General features: G+C 63.8%; 25 protein-coding genes and 1 riboswitch. Of the genes, 15 read left to right on the forward strand and 10 right to left on the reverse strand.

Going from position 1 to position 20,264, the window contains the following annotated elements; all coding sequences use genetic code 11:
* Positions 1–150: 150 nt before the first annotated feature.
* The 4 genes from ACR64R_RS03675 (at position 151) to ACR64R_RS03690 (ending at position 2,554) form a co-directional block, all read left to right on the forward strand.
* Positions 151–1,167 carry a LacI family DNA-binding transcriptional regulator gene (locus ACR64R_RS03675; protein WP_487360334.1) on the forward strand — a complete coding sequence of 339 codons (1,017 nt, stop codon included), beginning with the start codon at positions 151–153 and terminating at the stop codon, positions 1,165–1,167.
* Between the two features lie 46 nt (positions 1,168–1,213).
* A riboswitch (Fluoride riboswitch) is annotated at positions 1,214–1,276 on the forward strand.
* A 100-nt stretch (positions 1,277–1,376) separates the two neighbouring features.
* Positions 1,377–1,769: a fluoride efflux transporter CrcB gene (gene crcB / locus ACR64R_RS03680; protein WP_487360335.1), complete on the forward strand. Its 393-nt coding sequence runs from the start codon at positions 1,377–1,379 to the stop codon at positions 1,767–1,769.
* A gap of 3 nt (positions 1,770–1,772) precedes the next feature.
* A complete protein-coding gene (crcB, locus tag ACR64R_RS03685; protein WP_487360336.1) occupies positions 1,773–2,195 on the forward strand; it encodes a fluoride efflux transporter CrcB in 423 nt (140 codons plus the stop codon).
* A gap of 14 nt (positions 2,196–2,209) precedes the next feature.
* Complete coding sequence (locus tag ACR64R_RS03690) at positions 2,210–2,554, forward strand: DUF190 domain-containing protein (RefSeq protein WP_487360337.1); 345 nt, start codon at positions 2,210–2,212, stop codon at positions 2,552–2,554.
* A 57-nt stretch (positions 2,555–2,611) separates the two neighbouring features.
* Here the strand turns inward: ACR64R_RS03690 and ndk are convergent, their stop codons facing one another.
* Positions 2,612–3,034 carry a nucleoside-diphosphate kinase gene (gene ndk, locus ACR64R_RS03695; protein WP_487360338.1) on the reverse strand — a complete coding sequence of 141 codons (423 nt, stop codon included), beginning with the start codon at positions 3,032–3,034 and terminating at the stop codon, positions 2,612–2,614.
* Positions 3,035–3,210: 176 nt separating this feature from the next.
* On the opposite strand from ndk, the gene ACR64R_RS03700 reads away from it, so the two are divergent.
* Complete coding sequence (locus tag ACR64R_RS03700) at positions 3,211–3,444, forward strand: hypothetical protein (protein ID WP_487360339.1); 234 nt, start codon at positions 3,211–3,213, stop codon at positions 3,442–3,444.
* Between the two features lie 3 nt (positions 3,445–3,447).
* On the opposite strand, the gene ACR64R_RS03705 is transcribed toward ACR64R_RS03700, so the two are convergent.
* Positions 3,448–3,768 (reverse strand): DUF1905 domain-containing protein, encoded by a 321-nt coding sequence (locus ACR64R_RS03705; protein ID WP_487360340.1) that lies wholly within the window; start codon positions 3,766–3,768, stop codon positions 3,448–3,450.
* Positions 3,768–4,460: a glutathione S-transferase family protein gene (locus ACR64R_RS03710; RefSeq protein ID WP_487360341.1), complete on the reverse strand. Its 693-nt coding sequence runs from the start codon at positions 4,458–4,460 to the stop codon at positions 3,768–3,770. The genes ACR64R_RS03705 and ACR64R_RS03710 overlap by 1 nt, the downstream gene beginning before the upstream one ends.
* 61 nt (positions 4,461–4,521) lie before the next feature.
* On the opposite strand from ACR64R_RS03710, the gene ACR64R_RS03715 reads away from it, so the two are divergent.
* The 3 genes from ACR64R_RS03715 to ACR64R_RS03725 all read left to right on the forward strand — a co-directional run bounded on the left by ACR64R_RS03715 (position 4,522) and on the right by ACR64R_RS03725 (position 7,014).
* A complete protein-coding gene (locus ACR64R_RS03715) occupies positions 4,522–5,031 on the forward strand; it encodes a DinB family protein (protein WP_487360342.1) in 510 nt (169 codons plus the stop codon).
* Positions 5,032–5,353: 322 nt separating this feature from the next.
* Positions 5,354–5,938, forward strand: a complete 585-nt coding sequence (locus tag ACR64R_RS03720) for a hypothetical protein (RefSeq protein WP_487360343.1) — start codon at positions 5,354–5,356, stop codon at positions 5,936–5,938.
* Between the two features lie 290 nt (positions 5,939–6,228).
* Complete coding sequence (locus tag ACR64R_RS03725) at positions 6,229–7,014, forward strand: GGDEF domain-containing protein (RefSeq protein ID WP_487360344.1); 786 nt, start codon at positions 6,229–6,231, stop codon at positions 7,012–7,014.
* Between the two features lie 172 nt (positions 7,015–7,186).
* On the opposite strand, the gene ACR64R_RS03730 is transcribed toward ACR64R_RS03725, so the two are convergent.
* From ACR64R_RS03730 to ACR64R_RS03750, 5 genes are all read right to left on the reverse strand, one after another.
* Positions 7,187–7,489 carry a DUF982 domain-containing protein gene (locus ACR64R_RS03730; RefSeq protein WP_487360345.1) on the reverse strand — a complete coding sequence of 101 codons (303 nt, stop codon included), beginning with the start codon at positions 7,487–7,489 and terminating at the stop codon, positions 7,187–7,189.
* 239 nt (positions 7,490–7,728) lie between these two features.
* A complete protein-coding gene (locus tag ACR64R_RS03735) occupies positions 7,729–8,001 on the reverse strand; it encodes a hypothetical protein (RefSeq protein WP_487360346.1) in 273 nt (90 codons plus the stop codon).
* A 149-nt stretch (positions 8,002–8,150) separates the two neighbouring features.
* Positions 8,151–8,435 (reverse strand): hypothetical protein, encoded by a 285-nt coding sequence (locus tag ACR64R_RS03740; protein ID WP_487360347.1) that lies wholly within the window; start codon positions 8,433–8,435, stop codon positions 8,151–8,153.
* Between the two features lie 98 nt (positions 8,436–8,533).
* Positions 8,534–10,615 (reverse strand): ATP-dependent helicase, encoded by a 2,082-nt coding sequence (locus ACR64R_RS03745; protein ID WP_487360348.1) that lies wholly within the window; start codon positions 10,613–10,615, stop codon positions 8,534–8,536.
* Positions 10,616–10,722: 107 nt separating this feature from the next.
* Positions 10,723–10,890: a hypothetical protein gene (locus ACR64R_RS03750; RefSeq protein WP_487360349.1), complete on the reverse strand. Its 168-nt coding sequence runs from the start codon at positions 10,888–10,890 to the stop codon at positions 10,723–10,725.
* A gap of 127 nt (positions 10,891–11,017) precedes the next feature.
* Between ACR64R_RS03750 and ACR64R_RS03755 the strand changes: the two genes are divergently transcribed.
* The gene (locus tag ACR64R_RS03755) at positions 11,018–11,194 is read left to right on the forward strand and encodes a hypothetical protein (protein WP_487360350.1); all 177 of its coding nucleotides are present in this window, start codon (positions 11,018–11,020) and stop codon (positions 11,192–11,194) included.
* Between the two features lie 242 nt (positions 11,195–11,436).
* Here the strand turns inward: ACR64R_RS03755 and ACR64R_RS03760 are convergent, their stop codons facing one another.
* The gene (locus ACR64R_RS03760) at positions 11,437–12,405 is read right to left on the reverse strand and encodes a LysR substrate-binding domain-containing protein (RefSeq protein WP_487360351.1); all 969 of its coding nucleotides are present in this window, start codon (positions 12,403–12,405) and stop codon (positions 11,437–11,439) included.
* A gap of 110 nt (positions 12,406–12,515) precedes the next feature.
* On the opposite strand from ACR64R_RS03760, the gene ACR64R_RS03765 reads away from it, so the two are divergent.
* From ACR64R_RS03765 to ACR64R_RS03780, 4 genes are all read left to right on the forward strand, one after another.
* Positions 12,516–13,349, forward strand: a complete 834-nt coding sequence (locus tag ACR64R_RS03765) for a hypothetical protein (RefSeq protein WP_487360352.1) — start codon at positions 12,516–12,518, stop codon at positions 13,347–13,349.
* Positions 13,350–13,435: 86 nt separating this feature from the next.
* Complete coding sequence (locus tag ACR64R_RS03770; RefSeq protein WP_487362369.1) at positions 13,436–14,317, forward strand: DMT family transporter; 882 nt, start codon at positions 13,436–13,438, stop codon at positions 14,315–14,317.
* A 1-nt stretch (position 14,318) separates the two neighbouring features.
* A complete protein-coding gene (locus tag ACR64R_RS03775; RefSeq protein ID WP_487360353.1) occupies positions 14,319–14,531 on the forward strand; it encodes a hypothetical protein in 213 nt (70 codons plus the stop codon).
* A gap of 354 nt (positions 14,532–14,885) precedes the next feature.
* Positions 14,886–15,326: a Ros/MucR family transcriptional regulator gene (locus ACR64R_RS03780; RefSeq protein WP_487360354.1), complete on the forward strand. Its 441-nt coding sequence runs from the start codon at positions 14,886–14,888 to the stop codon at positions 15,324–15,326.
* 464 nt (positions 15,327–15,790) lie between these two features.
* Here the strand turns inward: ACR64R_RS03780 and ACR64R_RS03785 are convergent, their stop codons facing one another.
* Positions 15,791–15,940 (reverse strand): hypothetical protein, encoded by a 150-nt coding sequence (locus ACR64R_RS03785; protein WP_487360355.1) that lies wholly within the window; start codon positions 15,938–15,940, stop codon positions 15,791–15,793.
* Between the two features lie 88 nt (positions 15,941–16,028).
* On the opposite strand from ACR64R_RS03785, the gene ACR64R_RS03790 reads away from it, so the two are divergent.
* Together ACR64R_RS03790 and ACR64R_RS03795 are read left to right on the forward strand one after the other, a co-directional pair.
* On the forward strand, positions 16,029–17,906 hold the full coding sequence (locus ACR64R_RS03790; protein ID WP_487360356.1) for an ABC-F family ATP-binding cassette domain-containing protein: 1,878 nt from the start codon (positions 16,029–16,031) through the stop codon (positions 17,904–17,906).
* Positions 17,907–17,996: 90 nt separating this feature from the next.
* Entirely contained in the window at positions 17,997–20,105 is a 2,109-nt protein-coding gene (locus ACR64R_RS03795) for a molybdopterin oxidoreductase family protein (RefSeq protein WP_487360357.1), read from the forward strand.
* Positions 20,106–20,264: the final 159 nt, after the last annotated feature.

The raw sequence follows: 20,264 nt of genomic DNA on the forward strand, positions 1-20,264 counted from the left end.
GCGCAATCGCATTGCCGCTGTTTCGAGCTTTGTTGCAAGCACGGCAGCAACAATCGAACTACATTTTGTGCCGTGAAGGTTTCATAATTATGCCTCGGCCGGCTATTGCCGGTCGGCCGAGGCTCAACATCACCGACTTTGGAAAACGAGTTGACCGCAACGATCTACGATGTAGCCCGTCACGCCGGGGTTTCGGCAGCCACGGTCTCGCGCGTCGTCAACGGCCTCAAAGTGCGCGAGGACCTCGCGGAGCGGGTGAAGGCGTCGGTGGCGCAACTGGGATACAGGCCGAGCCGCACAGCGCAGCGCATGCGCACCTCGGCTTCGCATCTGTGGGCGTTGATCGTTCCCGACTTCGAGAACACGTTTTTCACGCGCCTGGCGCGTGGCCTCGAGCAGGTTTGTCGGCCGCGCGATACCTGCGTTTTTATCGGCAGCTCTGATGACGATCCTCAGAAGGAGAGGCACTACCTCGATGTCGCCCTCGCCGAGAGGGTAGGCGGTGTCGTGATCGCGCCGTCGTCGGACGCGACCGACTTGACAAAGGTGGCCGAGGCTGGAATTCCGCTGGTCATCGTCGACCGCGCCCTGCCGGGCAACGCTTACGACACAATCTTGACCAACAATCTATCGGGCGGCGCGCTCGCGGCCGGGCATCTCGACGGGCTGGGCTTCCGCAAGGCCGTTTGCATTGCCGGCCCTCTGAATCCCACCAGCGACGCGCGCCTGCAAGGCTTTGTCGAGGCGGCGACGCAGAAGCGGGACCTGGATATCGTCCGCATCGAGCACGCGAACAACCGCATCGACGGCGGCTACCTCGCGATGCGGCGCATCCTGGAGGAGCGGACCGCCTTCGATTCCCTTTTCGTCACCAACAATTTGATGGCCGTCGGCTCGATCAAGGCGCTCGAGGACGCCGCCCCTGGGCGCAAGGACGACATCGGCATCATCGGCTTCGATCTCAAGGAGATTCCGCTGCTAAGCGGCAGGCACATAGCCTCGATCGATCAGGATCCGCACGAGATAGGCCGCATCGCCGGCGAGCGGATCCTGAAGCAGAGGCAGGATGGACCGGGTCCCGGCTGCTGGATCGAGCTGCCGCCGACGCTCGCGACATTCGATGCCAATCCGCCCCTGGTCATGCCCCGATATTCCTCCGGCGCATGAACGCTCCGTACCAATTGACGCCATCGCGACAACCGCCTAGGCTCGCACGAAAAATGGGGATGGGGTTCCCCCAAAACCGCCCTTCCGGGCTGATGACTCCTGCCAGGCGTGCTCTCTCGCGCGGCAGGATTTGTTTTTCCCGCTCGCATCATGCCTGATCTCGCGAAGTGATTCCGGTGCGGAATCGCGTTAGGAAAGGCATTGAAGCGATGACCCTTGCGGCTTGCGCCCTGGTCCTGATCGGCGGTTTCCTCGGCGGCGTCTCCCGCTTCTTCCTCTCCGGCGTGGTCGGCCGTGGCGTCGGCGAGACCTTTCCCTGGGGCACGCTGGCGGTCAACGTTTCCGGCGCCCTTGCCATCGGTGCCTTCGCGGGCGCGGCGCGGTCGGTCGGCGGCGTCTTCGCCAGCGATCTCGTGCGCGACCTGGTCGTCGTCGGCCTGTTCGGCGGCTACACCACGGTGTCGTCCTTCTGCCTGCAGACGCTCAACCTGGCGCTTGACGGCGAGGGGCGGCTCGCCGCCTTCAACGTCGTCGCCTCGTCGGTCTTGTGTGTGTTGTTCGTTGCTCTCGGCTTCCGTTGGGCCGTCTGGGTGGCGGGCTGAGCGATGACGGACAGGCAGGCGGCAACGCGGCTTTATCTGGCGGTCGGCTGCGGCGCGGCGATCGGCTCGCTTGCCCGCTTCCTGTCGGGCTATGTCATCGTCTCGCTGCTCGGCCTGGACGCGCTCTATTCGACCGCGTTCGTCAATGTCGTCGGCTCTTGGATCATCACGGCCTTCGCCACGCTGACCGGACCGGACGGGCGCATGATGATCGGTCCGGCCAGCCGCAATTTCGTCATGGCGGGCTTCTGCGGCGGACTCACCACGTTTTCGGCGATGAGCCTCGATACGTTCATCCTGCTGTTCGAGGGCGACTTGCCGCTGGCCGCGACCTATCTCGTCAGTGTGGTCGGGCTTTCGCTCGCCGCCGCCTGGCTGGGCTATCTCATGGCGTCCAGGCTCAACCGCTTGCCGGCCGGCAGGTAACAAGGGAGGAAAACATGGAACTTCCCGCGCAATGCGCGCTGCTCAGGATCTTCTTCGGCGAGGACGACAGGGCAGCCGACGGCAAGCCCTTGCACGAAGCTATCGTCATCAAGGCGCGCGAGACCGGCATGGCCGGCGCCACGGTGCTGAGGGGCCCGCTCGGCTTCGGCCGATCGAGCGTGCTGCACACCGCCAAGATCCTGCGCCTGTCGCAGGACCTCCCCATCGTGGTCGAGATCGTCGACGCCCCGGAGAAGATCGACGCGCTGATCCCCGAGATCAAGGCGTTGACCAAGGCGAAGAGCTGCCTGATAACCCGGGAGAAGGTCGAGGTCATCCGCTACGGCGACGGCGACTGAGTTCAAAAAACAAAGGGCCGGCAAAGCGCCGGCCCTTTTTGGTTCCGACCGATTGGCTCAGCCGACGATCTCGGTATCCGAGAACCAGTACTTGATTTCCTGCGCGGCGGTTTCCGGAGCATCCGAGCCGTGCACCGAGTTCTCGCCGATCGACAGCGCGTGCACCTTGCGGATGGTGCCCTCGGCGGCATTGGCCGGGTTGGTGGCGCCCATCACTTCGCGGTTCCTGGCGATGGCGTTCTCGCCTTCCAGCACCTGCACGACGGTCGGCGCCGACGACATGAATTCCACCAGTTCGCCGAAGAACGGGCGATCCTTGTGAACGGCGTAGAAACCCTCGGCCTCGCGGCGGCTCATCCACACGCGGCGCGATGCGACGACGCGCAGGCCGGCGTCTTCCAGCATCTTGGTGATGGCGCCGGTCAGGTTGCGCCTGGTCGCGTCCGGCTTGATCATGGAGAAGGTGCGTTCGATCGCCATAGGGTCGTCCTTGTTCTGGGAATGGAAATTGGAGTGGCGGGCTCTATACAAGCCGCCCAGCGGCTTGCCAAGGGGAGGCGCCTTCTGGTCAAGACGAGGCCTTTGCGGGATAATTGGGCGCTGCGAACGCGCTTCGCATCGAACCCAGGCGCGTTGCGGCAGCGGAGCCTGAGGCGATGAACCGGCGCTATTTCACGCGCGGCGACATGGCCGGTCTTCTTGTCGTGGCCGTGTTTTGCGCCGCAGTCGTTCTTGCCCTGCTTTTCTTTGAGCAGCGCGCCGACCAGAACTTCGGCTTCGGGCCGGAGTGGCAATGCGCGCGCATGGGGCAAGGCGATCCGATCTGCGTCAGGCTGGCCATCCGCAATGCGCCGAATGGGGAGGCGCGTGACAAGGGCGCCCCGAAGTAGACGCTATAGCGCGATCTCGATGGTCAGCGTCGGCGCGTCGCCGGCCTTGAGGCCCTCTCGCTGGCGCACCGAGGCCTTGATCGGCAGCAGCAGGCCGCAGGACGCCTTGTCGGGAAAGAGCGACGTTTGCCATCTGGTCTTGCCGATCACCGCCGTGATGCCGAGCGAGCCCCATGGGCGCGCAAGTCCCGCCATCGCGGCCTTGATCGGTGCCGCGACTTCGGTCGGCACCGTTATGAAATGCCAGCCGCCCTTGCCGGGATAGACCCAGATCTCGGCCTGCGTCTCGTATCGCAAAATGGCGGTCCCGACGCTCGCGCCCATCACGCCGCCGCCGGGACCTGCCGCCCGATCCCGCCATGCAGGTCGAGGCAGCGCTCGAACCATTGCCCGACACTGTCGGTGTCGTCGAGCAACCGGTAGGGCGAGGCGATGCGCGCCCACTGCAGCGCTCCGAACACGATGTAGTCGGCAAAAAGCGGCGATGCCCCGCCGATGAAGGGTTGGTAGGTCAGCATCGAGCGCAGCGGCTCCAGCGAGGCGCGGAAGCCCGCGAGCCCGGCGTCGCGGCCGGCCACCACCTCTTCCAGCCGCTTGCCCAGCCGCTGCTCGCGGTTCTCGCGGAAATAGGCGGCGTTCGGTCCGTCCTGCATGCCGTGCAGGTCAAGAAGCGCCACGCTGGTGATATAGGGGTGAATGGTGAGTTGCGACCAGCGCTCGATGAAGCGCGCCATCGCCTTGCCGCCCTCGCCGGAAAACAGCGTCGGCAGCTCCGGATAGGCCTCGTCGAGATAGAGCGCGATCGCGAAGGAATCGGCCACCACGCGCTCGCCGTCGCGGATCACCGGCACCGTCTTCGACGCGCCACCCTCGACTGCAGGCACTTCGAGGAAGCGCGTCGGCACCTTGGTGACGGCGAGCCCCTTATGCGCCAATGCCATCCTGATCTTCCAGCAATGCGGGCTGAACGGGCGGGCGGCGTCGCGGCCGACGAGGTCGTAGAGCAGAATGGTCATTGGCGGGTCCGTCGCTGCGGGTTACGAAGAGCCCGGATTCGCGATGAGCCGGGTGGGAAGAATGAAGCAGCATTTCATGATGTTTGCGGCCTACAATCAATGGGCCAACGGACGCCTCTACGATGCCGCCGCCGATCTTGACGAGGACCAGCTCGGTCGTAACGTCGGCGCCGTCTTCGGCTCGCTGCTTGGCACGCTCAATCATTTGCTTGCCGTCGATCGCGTCTGGATGAAGCGCTTCACCGGTGAGGGCGACGCGCCATCCAGCACCGCCGCTATCCTCTACGGCGCCTTGCCGGCCCTGAGATTGGCGCGCGAGGCCGAGGACAGGAGGATTGTCGACTGGATGCGCGGCATGAGCGACAAGGCGCTTGCCGGCCGTTTCTCCTACATGACGGTCGACATGCGCACCGTCTCGCAGCGGCTTCCGCCCGCGCTCAGCCACTTCTTCAATCATCAGACCCATCATCGCGGCCAGGCGCATATGGTGCTGACGGTGCTCGGCCGGCCTTCGGTGCCGCTCGACCTGATGCTGTTCCAGCGCTCCGAGGAAGGCCGCGCTTACGCCTGAGGTTGTCACGGCAAACTCTTGCATCCGTGGAAGCGGTTTCAATCGAGCGTTGAGCCGAATGCCAATGGCTTAGCCGGTATTCCTGTTCCGTAACGCCGTCTGAAGCCGGCTTATTGGCAGGATTCAGAAGGTAAGATTTGAACTAAATTATCGTATATTTTTAGCTCTGATATATATCATCGGAAAACTACAACCTATTCTTGCAATAAGGCGGTGAAACCTTGAGGGGGGTTCAACGTAGGTATTTATGCTCGGGGCCGCGCCGGTGCTCAAGCCGGTGCAGTCCAATGCAGCAGGTAGTGAGATCAATGAGGAGACTGTCATGTCAAGTATTGTAATGACTATCGCCAGAACCCTTTCCTACGGTTCGATTGTCGCTATTTTGGCCATGCCCGCGAACGCGGCTGGTCTCGGCGTGGGCGCCTCGGTCGGCGGTGCCGGCGGCGTCAATGCCGGCGTTGGCGCCTCTGTCGGAGGCTCGGGCGGCGTCAATGCCGGCGTTGGCGCCTCGGTAGGCGGCTCGGGAGGAATCAATGCCGGCGCCGGTGCATCCATAGGCGGTTCGGGTGGCGTCAATGCAGGCCTCGGCGCCTCTGTCGGCGGCTCGCAAGGCGTAAACGCCGGCCTCGGCGCCAATATCGGGAACGGCGTCAATGCCGGCGTCGGCGCCAGTGTCGGCAATGGGGTCGATGTCGGCCTGGGCGTTGGCATCGGCAATGACCCGACCAACCCAAGCAACCCGTCCAATCCCAGCAATCCAACCAAACCGGGGCTGCCTGGGGCCATCGCCAATATGTCGGGCACTCAGCTCGCGCGCATGAAGAAGCGCTGCGCCGACGTGCTTTCCAGCGAAGGCACGTATGACAGCGACCTCAGGGCTCTCTGCCTGATGATCGCGCGCCGATGATGAATGGTCCGAGCCGAAGTTCGGCGGGATTTTGCGTCAGGTCCAGGCGCCATACACTGTCCTGATGCGCCGCCGGCCGCGGTCCGCGACGCTGACGAAAACCTCCGGCCGGAAGCCCGCCGCATCCGTGGCGGGCTCCTGCTTGTGCATCGGGTGCGGAGCCGGTCTGCGTGGCCGCTCCGCATGGCGCCGCTGGATGAGAATTAACCAAGTTCGCAGTCAGGCGCATATGTTAGCAGTTCGTTTGCCTTGCTCGCTGCATCATGGCCTGACGTTACGGGAGCAACGGCATGCGCATCGATTTGTCCCCGACAAGCTGGGGCAGGGTACTGGTGGCCACCGCCGCCGGCACCGCGTTTTTCATTGCCGTCGCCTTCTTCGTCGATTCCTTCAATTTTCCCTCGCTATCACCGCAGGCCCTGCTCTGGGCGCAACTCACGGATCTCTTCCTGCCGCTCTTGCTCGGCGGTTCGTTTTTGTTCTTCCTGATGTGGAAGATGCGCCAGCTGGCGATCACGCAGAAAGAGCTCGGCGTCATCGCAGCGACCGACAGCCTGACCGCCGTCTTCAACCGTGGCGCCTTCTCGATGCTGGTCGAGGCTTATCTCGAGCAGGCGCGCAGCCAGGCCGTCGCCGATACCGGTGCGCTGCTGATCGTCGATGCCGACCACTTCAAGTCGATCAACGACCGACTGGGTCACGATTGCGGCGACCAGGCGCTGAGATTGATCGCCCAGACCATCAAGGGGCAATTGCACGGCGCCGACATTGTCGGGCGCATCGGCGGTGAGGAATTCGCGGTCTTTCTGCCCGGCGCCGACGCCACGCGCTCCTTCCTCGTCGCCGAATCGATCAGGCGTCGCATCCGCGAGGCCGAGTTTGCGCCCGAGGGTCGGCCGTGGCCGCTTTCCGTCAGCATCGGCGGCATCGCGTTCAGCGGTCCAACCACCTATCACGATATGTTCCAGGTGGCCGACCGCCATCTCTACAAGGCCAAGTCCAACGGTCGTGACCAGGTGAGCTTCGAAAGCCAGCGCGGCGTGCTTGCCGGCGATGGCGGCGGCACTATGCACTAGCACCTGCCGGTTTCGCAAAGATTGGCGGTGGGCCGAAGCGCCCATCGCATTTCGCGGCAGCCAACTGCCGGAGCGCTGTCACTCACCGGCAGTCGGTCTACATCAAGTCCAGCACGCGCATGGAAGGCACGCCGTTTGCCGGCGGGTTGTCGCGGAAGTCCTTGCCGTAGGTTCAGGCGGCAAAACCGCCATAGCCCCGCGCCACGGGCTTGACCGAGACAGCAGGCTGCTCCGAAGGCCACAATATGCCGGCGGTCGCCCCGAAGGTGATCAGCGCGTCGCGCGCGGCTTCGACCGGGATCTCTCCGTTCCGCGCAGCCTCGCAAGCCTTCACCGCGATGCCGTAGCTGAGGCGCCGGCGCGACGGTGGGAACTCGGTGAGGAAGTCATGCATGTCGAACAACGAGGCGATCATGCGCTTGTGGCCGGCGCCCACGCTGACGGCGACCGGGGTGAAGAACATCCTGTCGTACATTCGGACCTCACGAAATGGCGCGGAAGGCGGCGGGCATCTTCCGATCTTGGGGTAGGACGGCTCGACAACGCGCCTCGTGCTACAAGGTTCCGCTACGCCGAATGCAAAGGCCATCTGTTCATTGCAGCGTCCGCGCCGGACTGACTATCCCGACAGGATGGCGTCCCTCTCATAAAGCAGCGCGCGGGCCGCCGTCATGGCATCGGGAGCCCGCACGCGCCCGCCCTTGTCGGGCGGCACTACCAGTTGTTACGGGTCTTGCAGACCGTCACTTTGCGGACGACCATTTGGCCGTGGCGCCAGTGCCGCTCAACCTTCACGCGGCACTTGCGGGCATTCTTCCAATGACGCCAGTGCTCGCGGTCGCGGTGATGGTGCCGCCAATCGCGGTGACGCATATTGTCGTTATCCGTCTTGATGACCACGCTGGCCGCCTGTGACGGCACCGAGGTTACGGCAAGGGTGGAAAACGAAATCGCAGCCGCCATCGCGGCCAGTATAAGTGTCTTCATAATGAGCTCCTCGAATAAGATTTGCGTATAGAAATGACAAGGACGGCTTAATGTTCCGAAATGTCATGTGTTGACGCAAAATTATTGTAAGGAGATACGGGGATTACAGATCTATTGAAAGTTAGATTTAAATACCGCAACATATAGGGCTAATGGCTGCCGGCCTCATCGAGGCGTTGCACCAGATAGTCGGACGACACTGTGCGCGAGCCGCTCCCTCTGACGACGCGCACCAAGGCAACCCCGTTGCCCGGGGCAACCCCCGCCACCGGCTGGCATCTGCCGACCATCCCCGTGCCTTCGAGGCGGACGGAAAGAGCTGCGGCGCACTGCTCCATGCCCGCATAGATTGCCGGGCGCGTATCGGCCACATGGCAGGTCTGCATTCCGGTGCCGCAGGAAAGCAGGATCATAGCCACAGCGGTCGGGTCCATCGTCAAGTTCCGTTTGGTGCCAGCACAATAGCGGCCACTCAGGCCGGTCGCCTTGAAGAACGCCGATCCTGACCTTTGGTTGCCGCTCAGCCGGCGTCCTATTTCCACATGCCGCGCATGCGGGCGCCGAGGTCGACCTTGACGCCCGGCTTCTGGCGCGGATCGTCCTTGAGCGCAGCGCTTGCCCAGGACGATTGCTCGAAGGCCGAGAGCATCGAGGCCGGGATGAAGCGGGTGCGCGAGGCATAGACATGGCGGTCCCCGCGCGCCGGCTGGTTGTGCGGATAGAAGCGTTGCGGCACGACGAGATGCAGGCTGTCCTTGGCCCTCGTCATCGCCACATAGAGCAGGCGCCGCTCCTCCTCGATGTCCTCCTTGGTGCCGACGCCGAGATCGGCCGGGATGCAGCCGTCGACCGTGTTGAGCACGAACACGTTCTTCCACTCCTGGCCCTTGGCCGAATGGATGGTCGACAGGATGAGATAATCCTCGTCGCGATGGGGCGGCCCGGCCTGGTCGCTGGTGGCGTCGGGCGGGTCGAGGGTGAGCTCGGTCAGGAAGCGTTCGCGCGACGGATAGGTCGAGGCGATCTGTTCGAGCTGGAGGAGATCGGCCCGACGCGTGATCGCGTCCTCATGGATGCGCTCCAGATGCGGCTCGTACCAGAGCCTGATCCGTTCGAGGTCGGCGGGCCAGTTGGCGCCGGCGCGCAGCCCGCCATAGATGTCGAGGAACGCCGGCCAGGCTTCAGCGGCGCGCTGCGGCGGCCGGAAGCGGGCGAGGCCCAGCGTCTCGTCGAGCGACGTCGCCATGGTGTCCACGATCTGCGAGGCGGCGGACGGCCCGATGCCCGGCATCAGCTGCAGCACCCGAAAACCGGCGACGCGGTCGCGCGGGTTCTCGGCGAAGCGCAGCATCGCCAGCATGTCCTTCACATGGGCGGCGTCGAGGAATTTCAGCCCGCCGAATTTGACGAAGGGGATGTTGCGTCGCGTCAGCTCCACCTCCAGCGGCCCGCTATGGCTCGATGTGCGAAACAGCACCGCCTGCGCCTTCAGCGCCGTGCCTGCCTCGCGTTCGGCCAGGATCGCCTGGCAGACATAGTTCGCCTGTTCGACCTCGTCGCGCACGCTTACCAGTTGCGGCTTGTGCGACGACCGGCGCTCGGTCCACAGATTCTTGGTGAAGCGCTCGCTTGCCTCGCCGATGACCTTGTTGGCGGCGGCCAGGATCGTCTCGGTCGAGCGGTAGTTGCGCTCGAGCATGACGATCTCCGCGCCTTGCGCGAACTGCTTCGGGAAATCGAGGATGTTGCGCACTTCCGCCGCGCGGAAGGAATAGATCGACTGCGCGTCGTCGCCCACCACGGTCAGGCCCGCGCCGTCCGGCTTCAGCGCCAGGAGGATCGAGGCCTGCAGCCGGTTGGTGTCCTGGTACTCGTCGACCAGCACGTGGTCGAAGCGGGAACCGAGGTGAGCGGCGATCTCCGGCTCGGCCGCCATCTGCGCCCAGTAGAGCAGGAGGTCGTCGTAGTCGAGCACGTTCTGCGCCTGCTTGGCCTCGACATAGGCAGCGAAAAGCTCCTTCAGTTGATCCGCCCACGCCGCGCACCATGGGAAGGCCGAGCCCAGCACTTCGCCGAGCGGCGCCTGCGCGTTCACCGCCCGCGAATAGATCTGCAGGCAGGTGCCTTTGGTCGGAAAGCGGCTTTCGGTTTTCGACAATCCCAGCTCGTGCCGGGCAAGGTTCATCAGGTCGGCGGAATCCTCGCGGTCATGGATGGTGAAGGCCGGGTCGAGGCCGATCTGCTCGGCATAGTCGCGCAAGAGCCTTGCACCGATGCCGTGGAAGGTGCCGGCCCAGGCGAGGGCGTCGGCGATGATCGCGGCATCGCGCCCCAGCACTTCGCCGGCGATGCGCTCGACGCGCTTGGCCATCTCGGCGGCTGCCCGGCGGGAAAATGTCATCAGCAGGATGCGGCGCGGATCGGCGCCCTTGACAATGAGATGGGCGACGCGATGCGCCAGTGTGTTGGTCTTGCCGGAGCCGGCGCCCGCGATCACCAGCAGCGGCGCGGCCACCTTGCCGTCGCCATGCACCACCGCCACCCGCTGCTCGTCATTCAGCCGGGCAAGATAGGCGGGCGTCTCGAAGGACGAATCATGGGCGGCGATGTTCATCGCCCATCAAGCATCGTTTCTGCTTTGTTCGCAATATAGCTGATCTCGCCTCTGGCGCTCGTGACCGGTAAGAGCCGGCGAGACAGGTAACCTGCCCGCGGCTAAAACTACCGCCTCGGCGCCACTCCCATCGCTGCCGACTGCCGCCTCAGATTGCGCCTCTCGTCGCCTGGCATGTCCAGCGGCGCGACATTGCCGGGCACCTCATCAATCATCCTCACGGCAACGCGATAAGCGGTATAGGCGAAAAGGCCGGTAAGCAGCAGGCGGATCATCATCGTCTCCTCGTGCGGTTAGTTTGGCTTTCAACCGGGGGCGGGCCGGTTGGTTCCCCCCACGCGCAACCAATCCGCCACCGCCTCGTTTGCCAATCATGCAAGGGGCGAAGGAGAGGAGGTCGTCATGACGAAGGTTCCTGTGCTGCTGGCTCTTGCGGCAGGGCTCGCGCTCGCCGCCTGCGACAACAGCGTGCAGCCCACCAAGGCGCCCGGCGATGAAGTCAACCAGAACCCTCAGGTGGACAAGAACCCGGTGCCGAAATCCACCACGGGCGGCGACCAGCAGGGTACGAAGCAATAGGGCAGGGCGGGTTGATTTGTCGGCCTTGAACGAAGAAGGCCGGCGCTGCTTGGGAGGAAGCTCGATAGCGCCGGCCAAGCGGGAAATCAGGCCCGCCGCGCAAATCAAGATAGCTGAGTCTCGACCTTGCGTCATGGTGCGATCGCGGTAGCGCTACGCACCTGCGAGGAAATCACCGGGAAATCCTTAAATTCCGGCGCGGTCCGTCTTCTCGGGCCCTCGGCGGCCAGCGATGTCGGGCTTCACCCCATCGCCGATCGTCCCGGCTGTCCGCCTGCGATCTCCATGTCCAACTGGCGCTGCGTCAGCGCCGCTTCGGCCATGATCCAATGCTTGAAGAGTTCCACCTTGCGCGCGCCAAGCGCCTTGATGGGGCTTACGAAATACCATCCGGCCGTGTTGGGATGATGGACCGCGAAGGGGGCCACCAGCCTTTCGGCTCGGATGTCGCTTGCCATATAGGCGCGGTTGGCGACGGCGAACCCCATGCCGGCATTGGCCGCCTCGTAGGACATCATGCAGGAATCGAAATAGACGCTCCTGGTCTCGCCAAGCACGAAGCTGGCGCCGGCAAACCCCAGCCACGACTGCCAGTTCTGGGTGCAGGTGTCGGAGTGAAGCAGCGTGAAAAAGCGCAGATCTTCCGGCGTCACCTTGGACAGCGGCTTGTCGCCTAGAACCTGGTGAAACAGTTTGCGGCTGCAAACCGGCGTCAGGTCTTCCTTGAAAAGCAAGTCCGAGATGAGGCCAGGGAAATTGCCGTCGCCATAGCGGATCTCGAGATCGTATTCCGAGGTCGAGAATTCGTGCGTGGCGTAGGAAGTCGACACCCGCATCTCGATTTCGGGATGTTGTTGCTGGAAGGTGGACAGCCTTGGAAACAGCCAGCGCGCCGCGAAGGTCGGCAGCACGCAGATGCGAAGCACATGCGCCTGCGACTGGCCGGTGGCCTCCATGCTGGCCGCAACGATCCGCTCGAGCGCCTCGCGCACGCGCGCCACATATGTCTCGCCCTCCGGCGTCAGCGACACCGCGTTGCCGCCGCGCTCGAAGATCTTGAAGCGCAGTTGATCCTCCAGGCTCTTCACGCGCTGGCTCACGGCGGACGCGGTGATGAACTGCTCCTCGCCGGCGCGCGTGAAATTCCTGTGCCTCGCGGCGCTTTCCACGATTTTCAGCGAGTTGAGATTGACCTGACTGAGCAGACGCACGTGGCTCGGACCTTAAGCTGGGCTTACGCTAGCACCAGCATTCCTAATTTTACAGGGTGGGCGTTTAAATGACTGTTTACCAAGTGTTGCCCCCATCTTGGAGAAACAGAATGAACGCCCACACAATTCCCGAACTGCGTTGTGCAATGAGCCGCGAGGCCATCATTGGTCATGAGACCGCTTGGAAAGTGTCGACTTTCGGTGTTGCCCAGTATCGTCACGGCTATGATCTCGATTTGCTTGCCGCCATTGAGGAGGCTGCTTTGAAACTGAAGGCCAGCCATGCCGTGCACAAGCATCTCGACCTGACCTTCATAACCGGTGCCGACCGCTACATTCCGGAGATCAGGGAGCTATTGCACGACAAGCTGCGCCTGGAAAGGCTGTCTGACATGATGGGCACCAAGCTCGAGCCGTATCCGCTGTCGATCGTCGGTTCGACCGTCACCTTCATGAACCCCAGGGATGGCGCGGTCGAATGGCATTGTGACGGTGTTCCTGTGACGGAGCTCATACCGCTGTCGATCAGCGAGCCGCTCATTGGCGGCCATCTTGAAATCTATTGTGACGATTCCGAGACCGGCCGCTCGATCCTGGAATCCGGCCATGACCTGCCACGCAACAAGATCATGCGCATTGACCACAGGATGAACTACGCCACGCTCGGCCAGTTCCTGGGCGTGCTCCACCGCACCGCGCCGATCCAACTCGGCGAACGCGTCACCCTGGTGCTCAACCAGCGCTCGGCGACCAAACCCTATGTCGACGACAACCGCATGTTCTACCTTGCCGCCGACAACGACCATGACCGTGCCTGGGTGGACGAGCTGGCCGAGGATGTCTGGACCAACCAGCTGCCCGCCTATCGGCGCTTTGCCGAGGAGCATCCGGCGCCGAAGCCTGCCAGCGAAACCATTTCAGGCGGGGCGAGGGAGTCGTGGTAGCGAACCATGATTCAACCGGGGGGCGGCCTCAGGCGTCGCTCGGCCCGGTCGAGCAGGAACGTCGAAGCTGCTCCGCCGCTCGCTGGGTGGGGCTTGCCTTCGCCCTCGGTGCCGTGGCGCTGTGGGCGACCAACGCCCTGGTCGGCAAGGCACTGCTTGCCTTCTATCCGGTGCCGCAAGTGCAGTTCCTGCAGTTTTGCGGCGCAGCCCTGGTCTTCGCACTGATAAGGCTGAAAAGAACTTCTCCTTCTCCCCTTCTGGCACAACAAAAGGAGAAGGGGAGAGCCGCGCTCGCCTACGTCGTCGGCTTCATCGGTCTCGTCGGCACGATGATCCTGCAATACATCGCCTTTGCCTCGATGCCGGTTATCGAGGCGAACCTCGTAGCATACACATGGCCGCTGATGACCGCCGCGGCGGTCATCCTGCTCGGCCGGCCGCGCCGGCCGCTGCTGCTCGCTCTGGCCGCGGCCCTTGGCTTCGTCGGCGTGGCGCTGGTGATTTCCGGAGGGCGGGCGCAGGCCTGGTTCGAAGGCGGCAGCGCCGCCGGCTATCTCGCCGCTTCCGGCTCGGCGCTCTGCATGGCCTTCTACTCGCTCACCGTCGGCCATCTTGACGTGCCGCCGGAGCGCCTGCTTTTGCCTTCGGCGCTGATCGGCGTCGCGCTCGCATTTGCATGGTGTCTGCACGCTGGCATTGTGCGCCTGACCGGCGCGCACTGTCTGCTTGGCCTCTGTCTCGGCGCCGGCCCGATGGGGCTCGGATACTATTTCTGGTCGCGTGCGGCAAAGCTCGATCAGGGTGGCAGGATAGCGGTCCTGTCCTATCTGACGCCGATCGCCTCCACGTTTCTGCTGACGCTCTCGGGCGAACGCCTGTCGATGGAGGCGGTTGTCGGCGCTGTCCTCGTCATTGGCAGCGGCCTTGCGGTCGGCATCGAAGGTATGGAGACCAGGCACGATGTCTAGAATGCCCGATGACGATGACGAACGCCGAGCCAGGCAGGAAGCCCATTGGCTGGTCAGGGAATTCGGCGCGGAAGCGCCGCTCTATGCCGCCATGAAGGCGGAAAAGGCCATCGAACAAAAGGATTTCGCCCGCTGTGCGCGCTGGAAACGGGTGTTGGATATCCTTGCGGACAGGCCGCCGGCGGATGTCAGGCGCGGCGTCGCCGGCAAATGAGCGGTTTGCCACGCCGCCGCCGATTCGCGCACTCTCGACTGTTCGGCGTGCCGATTAGCCTTGCCGTGCCGGAACTTGGGTTGAACTTCGATTATCCAGCAACCCCAGGTAAAATCGAAATGCTATAGCGCATTTTGCGCGTGCAAGCTGACCGCTGGTGCTATAAAATGCCAGCTATAGCTATTAGAATTCCTAACTTGCGCGTTTGCAGGTCGCGTAGAAACCTCACCTGGTATTGAGTCTAGTAGCTTTACTGACTGTGGACGGTCCGTTGGGGGACAGGTCCATTTCGATACACCGACCAAAGTCTTAAAGAACGCCTGGCGATTTGAAGGCCAGCAGAAGGTGAAAAAATTGTCCAATATCGACGACAAGACTGCAATTGAACTGACCGCCGACATTGTCTCGGCCTATGTGGGCAACAATCCGCTCCCGGCCTCTGGCCTGCCTGACCTGATCGCCAGCGTCAGCGCCTCGGTGCGCAAGCTCGCCAGCGGCAGCGTCGTCAAGGAGGCTGTGACGCTGACGCCGGCCGTCAACCCGAAGCGCTCGGTCTTCCCCGATCACATCGTCTGCCTGGAGGATGGAAAGAAATTCAAGTCGTTGAAGCGCCACCTTGCAACCGACCACGGCCTGACGCCGGATGAATACCGCGCCAAATGGAGCCTGCCGGCCGACTATCCGATGGTGGCGCCAAGCTATTCGGCCACCCGCTCGGCGCTGGCCAAATCGTCCGGCCTCGGCCGCAAGCCCGCCGGCGATGCACCGAAGGGCAAGCGCAAAGGCAAGGGCTGAGGCCGGACCGAAGTACTGCCCTGGGCAGCGGGTCGCCGCGCCATCGTCATGGCGCGGCTATCGGAACTCCCTCGACCCGTTGCGAAGGCTGAACGCCACGCCATCCTGAACCGCAGGGGCGACCCCAGGAAAAGGGCGCCTGACGCAGCCGCCCGCTGGCGATTTTCTCACCCCTTGTAGGCGGAACAGAAGGCCGGCGGATTGTCCTTGCCGATCATGGCGCAGCCGCGCTTGATCTCATCGATCATCATGCTGCAGGCATTTTGGCCGTTGCAGGCCGGCAAAACCCGGACGCATTGCGAGACATGTTTGAATCGGCTCCGCAAACTTGCGCCTGCATAGGTTGAGAAGATGACGGCATCAAAGCCAGATCCGCGATGCAACGAGGCAAGTCCGACCAGCGACGATCGGGTAGGGGAATGATCTTGCCTCGCTAAGAGGAGGTCGGCAATGGCCGCGCGTCCTCAGTTGGGAAGCACGTCGACCGCCCCGCTCTCGAACAAAACCACTTGCGTCGCCAGCGCGGCCGTCGTGGCGACCTGGAAGAAAATGAAGGCGAGGGCGAGATAGCGGATCACGGGCGTAAAAACGCTCTGGCCGTCAACTGGTTCCAATCCGGCGGGCTTTTCCCGGCCGGTTCGCGCGGGGCTGATCCGGTTGCTGGCTCTTGCGAAGCGCCGATCTCCCGTGCAAAAGCCGCTTATGCTTATCATCAACGACCTTACGCTGCGCATGGCGGGGCGGCTGCTTCTCGATCATGCCTCACTGACCCTGCCGGCCGGCACCAAGGCCGGTCTCGTCGGCCGCAACGGCACCGGCAAGACCACGCTGTTCAAGGCGATCACCGGCGATTTCCCGTCCGAGACCGGCTCGATCAGCCTGCCGAAGAACACCCGCATCGGCCAGGTGGCGCAAGAAGCGCCCGGCACCGAGGAGCCCCTGATCGAGATCGTGCTCAAGGCCGATGTCGAGCGCCAGGCGCTGCTCGAGGAGGAGAAGACCGCCACCGATCCGCACCGCATCGCGGAGATCCACACGCGGCTGGCCGACATCGACGCCCATTCGGCCGAATCCCGCGCCGCAACCATCCTGGCCGGCCTCGGCTTCGACGATGCAGCGCAAAGACGTCCGGCTTCGTCCTTCTCCGGCGGTTGGCGCATGCGCGTGGCTTTGGCCGCCGTGCTCTTCTCCCAGCCCGACCTGCTGTTGCTCGACGAGCCGACGAACTATCTCGATCTCGAAGGTACGCTTTGGCTGGAGAACTACGTCTCCAGATATCCGCACACGGTCCTGCTGATCTCGCACGACCGCGACCTGCTCAACCGCGCCGTCAACTCGATCGTCCATCTCGACCAGAAGAAGCTCACCTTCTGGCGCGGCGGCTATGACCAGTTCGAGCGGCAACTGACCGAGCAGCGCGAACTGCAGGAGAAGAGCCGCGTGAAGCAGGAAGCCCAGCGCAAGCACATGGAGTCCTTCGTCGAGCGTTTCCGCGCCAAGGCTTCGAAGGCAAGGCAGGCGCAGTCGCGCCTGAAGGCGCTGGAGAAGCTCAAGCCGATCGCCGCGGTGGTGAATGACACGGTGCGCCCGTTCTCCTTCCCCGAGCCGGTCAAGACGGTGGCCTCGCCGATCGTGGCGCTGAACGGCGTCGATGTCGGCTACGCGCCCGGCCATCCGATCCTGAGGAAGATGACGCTGCGCATCGATGCCGACGACCGCATCGCTCTGCTCGGCGCCAACGGCAACGGCAAGTCGACCTTCGCTAAGCTGCTCGCCGGCCGCCTCAAGCCGGAGACCGGCTCGATGACGATCGCGCCGGGCCTGAAGGTGGCGATCTTCGCCCAGCATCAGCTCGACGATCTACGCCCTGAGGAAAATGCCTATGAGCATGTGCGCCGGCTGATGCCGGACGCGCCCGAGGCCAAGGTGCGCGCCCGCGTCGCCCAGTTCGGCCTGGCGACCGAAAAGATGAACACCGCCGCCAAGGACCTGTCCGGCGGCGAGAAGGCGCGCCTGTTGATGGGCCTGTCGGCCTTCGAGGGTCCGAACCTCTTCATCCTCGACGAACCGACCAATCACCTCGACATCGACAGCCGTGAATCGCTGATCCATGCGTTGAACGAGTTTCCGGGCGCCGTGATCCTGATCTCGCACGACCGCCATCTGCTCGAAGCGACGGCCGACCGCCTGTGGCTGGTCAAGGACGGCGCGGTCAGTCCCTATGACGGCGATCTCGAGGACTACAAAACCCTGGTGACAGGGGTCTCGTCCAACCGCCGCGAGCAGAAGGAGGCGGACAAGGCCTCCAAGGCCGACCGGCGCCGCGAGGCGGCCCAGCGCCGCGCGGCACTTGAGCCCTTGGCCAAGGAAATCCGCGCCACCGAGGCGCTGATGGACCGGCTCCGCAAGCGCATCGACCTGATCGAGGACGAGCTCGCCAACCCGGCCGTCTATGAGAAGGATCCCTCGACCGCGACACGGCTGGCCAAGGAGCGCTCGCAGCTGGCGCAGACGCTGGCGTTGAACGAGGACAAGTGGCTGACAATGTCGGCGGAGTATGAGGAAGGGATCGCGGAGTAGGGCGTTGTCCACCTTCTTCCGCAAAAAGAGGAGAGGGATGGCGCCTACCTGGCCCTACACCTCTCCGCCAAAACCCGCTAAACACCCCGCATGAACCAGCACGCCAAGCTCCGGATTGGCCATTCTGCCTGTCCGCATGATTGCCCCTCCACCTGCGCTCTCGAAGTCGAGTTGCTGGACGACAACCGCATCGGCCGCGTCCATGGCGCCAAGGCGAACAGCTATACGGCGGGCGTCGTCTGCGCGAAGGTCGCGCGCTATGCCGACCGCATCCACCATCCCGACCGTCTGCTGAAGCCTCTGGTGCGCGCCGGCGCCAAGGGCGAAGGCGCCTGGAAGGAAGCGAGCTGGGAAGCAGCGCTCGATCTCGTGGCGGAGAAATTCATCGCAGCCGAAGCGAAATACGGCTCGGAAACCGTCTGGCCTTATTTCTATGCCGGCACGATGGGGCTGGTGCAGCGCGACGGCATCGAGCGGCTGCGGCACGCCAAGAGATATTCGGGCTTCTTCGGCTCGATCTGCACCAATCTCGCCTGGACCGGCTGGATGATGGGTGCGGGGGCGCTGCGCGGCCCCGATCCGCGCGAAATGGCGAAGGCCGATTGCGTGGTGATCTGGGGCACCAACGCCGTGGTCACACAGGTCAATGTCATGACCCATGCGATGCGGGCGCGCAAGGAACGCGGCGCGAAGGTCGTCGTCATCGACATCTACGACAACGCCACGATGAAGCAGGCCGATCTCGGCCTTGTGCTGAGGCCCGGCACCGACGGCGCGCTCGCCTGCGCGGTCATGCATGTGCTGTTTCGCGATGGCATGGCCGATCGCGCCTATCTCGAAAAATACACCGACGACCCGCGCGGGCTGGAACAGCACCTGCGCACCCGCACGCCCGAATGGGCGGCCGCCATTACGGGCTTGAGCGTCACCGAGATCGAGGCTTTGGCGCATCTCGTCGGGACTACCAAGAAGACCTATTTCCGTCTTGGCTACGGCTTTGCGCGCCAGCGCAACGGCTCGGTCAACATGCACGCCGCTTCCTCCATCGCCGCCGTCACCGGCGCCTGGCAATATGAGGGCGGCGGCGCCTTCCATTCCAACTCTGGGATCTTCAAGCTGAACCTGGATGTGCTGGAAGGCACCGCGATGCGCGACCCAAAGGTGCGATATCTCGACCATTCGCGCATCGGCCCGGTGCTCACCGGAGCCGAAGACGCGCTCTATGGCGGCCCACCGGTCACCGCCATGCTGATCCAGAACACCAATCCGGCGAATGTCGCGCCCGAGCAGCGGCTTGTGAAACAGGGCTTTCTGCGCGAGGACCTGTTCACCTGCGTGCACGAGCAGTTCATGACCGATACCGCCAGGCTCGCCGACGTCGTGCTGCCGGCGACGATGTTCCTGGAGCATGACGATATCTACAAGGGCGGCGGCAACCAGCACATCACGCTCGGCCCCAAGCTGATCGAGCCGCCGGAAGGCCCGCGCACCAACCACTATGTCAATGAAGAACTCGGCAAGCGCCTTGGCGTCGGCGACCGTCCGGGCTTCGGCCTGACCGAGCGCGAGCATATCGACATCATTCTAGGCAAGCGCGGGCTTGGCAGCTTCGACAGCCTGAAGGAACGGAAGTGGGTCGACCTGCAGCCAGGCTTCGACGACGCGCATTTCATCAACGGCTTCGGCCATGCCGACAAGAAATTCCACTTCCGGCCCAACTGGACAGGGCAGTCGGCGCCCAACCGGCCGCCGAAAAGCATGGGCCTGTTCGGCCCGGTCGAGCGGCTGCCGGAATTCCCCGACCACGTCGAGCTCATCGAGGAAGCGGATGAGGAGCATCCGTTCCGGCTGGCGACCTCGCCGGCACGCAACTTCCTCAATTCCAGCTTCGCCGAGACGCCGGTGTCGAAGGCCAAGGAAGGCAGGCCCGAGTTGCTCATCCACCGCGAAGATGCGGCTGCGCTCGGCATCGAGGATGGCAGCCGGGTCGAAGTCGGCAACCGGCGCGGCGACCTGGTGCTGCATGCCAGGTTCTTCGACGGCGTGAAGCGCGGCGTGGTGATCGCGGAAGGCATCTGGCCGAACAGCGCGCACGAGCGCGGCGAGGGCATCAATGTGCTGACCGGCGCCGATGCCCCGGCACCCTATGGCGGCGCCGCGGTCCACGACAACAAGGTGTGGCTCAGGGCGCTTGATTAGTCAGTCCGAAGTAGCGGCTGGCTTTCGTGCGCATCGCCCATCTTGCCGAAGCCGTCATTGTCAGGGACGATAGGGTCAGGTTGTCGAAACTGTCGCCTTCACCCTTGGCTGGCATCGGCTTTGAATCAATTTGGCAGGGCGGCGTGCTAGGGCTTTGTT

Source organism: Mesorhizobium sp. MC2-1-1 (assembly GCF_057597255.1).

Bases quoted from the DNA above. Each gene is read 5' to 3' on its own strand.
- crcB (WP_487360335.1), top strand. From the start codon at position 1,377: ATGACCCTTGCGGCTTGCGCCCTGGTCCTGATCGGCGGTTTCCTCGGC.
- crcB (WP_487360336.1), top strand. From the start codon at position 1,773: ATGACGGACAGGCAGGCGGCAACGCGGCTTTATCTGGCGGTCGGCTGC.
- ACR64R_RS03690 (WP_487360337.1), top strand. From the start codon at position 2,210: ATGGAACTTCCCGCGCAATGCGCGCTGCTCAGGATCTTCTTCGGCGAG.
- ndk (WP_487360338.1), bottom strand. From the start codon at position 3,034: ATGGCGATCGAACGCACCTTCTCCATGATCAAGCCGGACGCGACCAGG.
- ACR64R_RS03700 (WP_487360339.1), top strand. From the start codon at position 3,211: ATGAACCGGCGCTATTTCACGCGCGGCGACATGGCCGGTCTTCTTGTC.
- ACR64R_RS03705 (WP_487360340.1), bottom strand. From the start codon at position 3,768: ATGGGCGCGAGCGTCGGGACCGCCATTTTGCGATACGAGACGCAGGCC.
- ACR64R_RS03710 (WP_487360341.1), bottom strand. From the start codon at position 4,460: ATGACCATTCTGCTCTACGACCTCGTCGGCCGCGACGCCGCCCGCCCG.
- ACR64R_RS03715 (WP_487360342.1), top strand. From the start codon at position 4,522: ATGAAGCAGCATTTCATGATGTTTGCGGCCTACAATCAATGGGCCAAC.
- ACR64R_RS03720 (WP_487360343.1), top strand. From the start codon at position 5,354: ATGTCAAGTATTGTAATGACTATCGCCAGAACCCTTTCCTACGGTTCG.
- ACR64R_RS03725 (WP_487360344.1), top strand. From the start codon at position 6,229: ATGCGCATCGATTTGTCCCCGACAAGCTGGGGCAGGGTACTGGTGGCC.
- ACR64R_RS03730 (WP_487360345.1), bottom strand. From the start codon at position 7,489: ATGTACGACAGGATGTTCTTCACCCCGGTCGCCGTCAGCGTGGGCGCC.
- ACR64R_RS03735 (WP_487360346.1), bottom strand. From the start codon at position 8,001: ATGAAGACACTTATACTGGCCGCGATGGCGGCTGCGATTTCGTTTTCC.
- ACR64R_RS03740 (WP_487360347.1), bottom strand. From the start codon at position 8,435: ATGGACCCGACCGCTGTGGCTATGATCCTGCTTTCCTGCGGCACCGGA.
- ACR64R_RS03745 (WP_487360348.1), bottom strand. From the start codon at position 10,615: ATGAACATCGCCGCCCATGATTCGTCCTTCGAGACGCCCGCCTATCTT.
- ACR64R_RS03750 (WP_487360349.1), bottom strand. From the start codon at position 10,890: ATGATCCGCCTGCTGCTTACCGGCCTTTTCGCCTATACCGCTTATCGC.
- ACR64R_RS03755 (WP_487360350.1), top strand. From the start codon at position 11,018: ATGACGAAGGTTCCTGTGCTGCTGGCTCTTGCGGCAGGGCTCGCGCTC.
- ACR64R_RS03765 (WP_487360352.1), top strand. From the start codon at position 12,516: ATGAACGCCCACACAATTCCCGAACTGCGTTGTGCAATGAGCCGCGAG.
- ACR64R_RS03775 (WP_487360353.1), top strand. From the start codon at position 14,319: ATGCCCGATGACGATGACGAACGCCGAGCCAGGCAGGAAGCCCATTGG.
- ACR64R_RS03790 (WP_487360356.1), top strand. From the start codon at position 16,029: ATGCTTATCATCAACGACCTTACGCTGCGCATGGCGGGGCGGCTGCTT.
- ACR64R_RS03795 (WP_487360357.1), top strand. From the start codon at position 17,997: ATGAACCAGCACGCCAAGCTCCGGATTGGCCATTCTGCCTGTCCGCAT.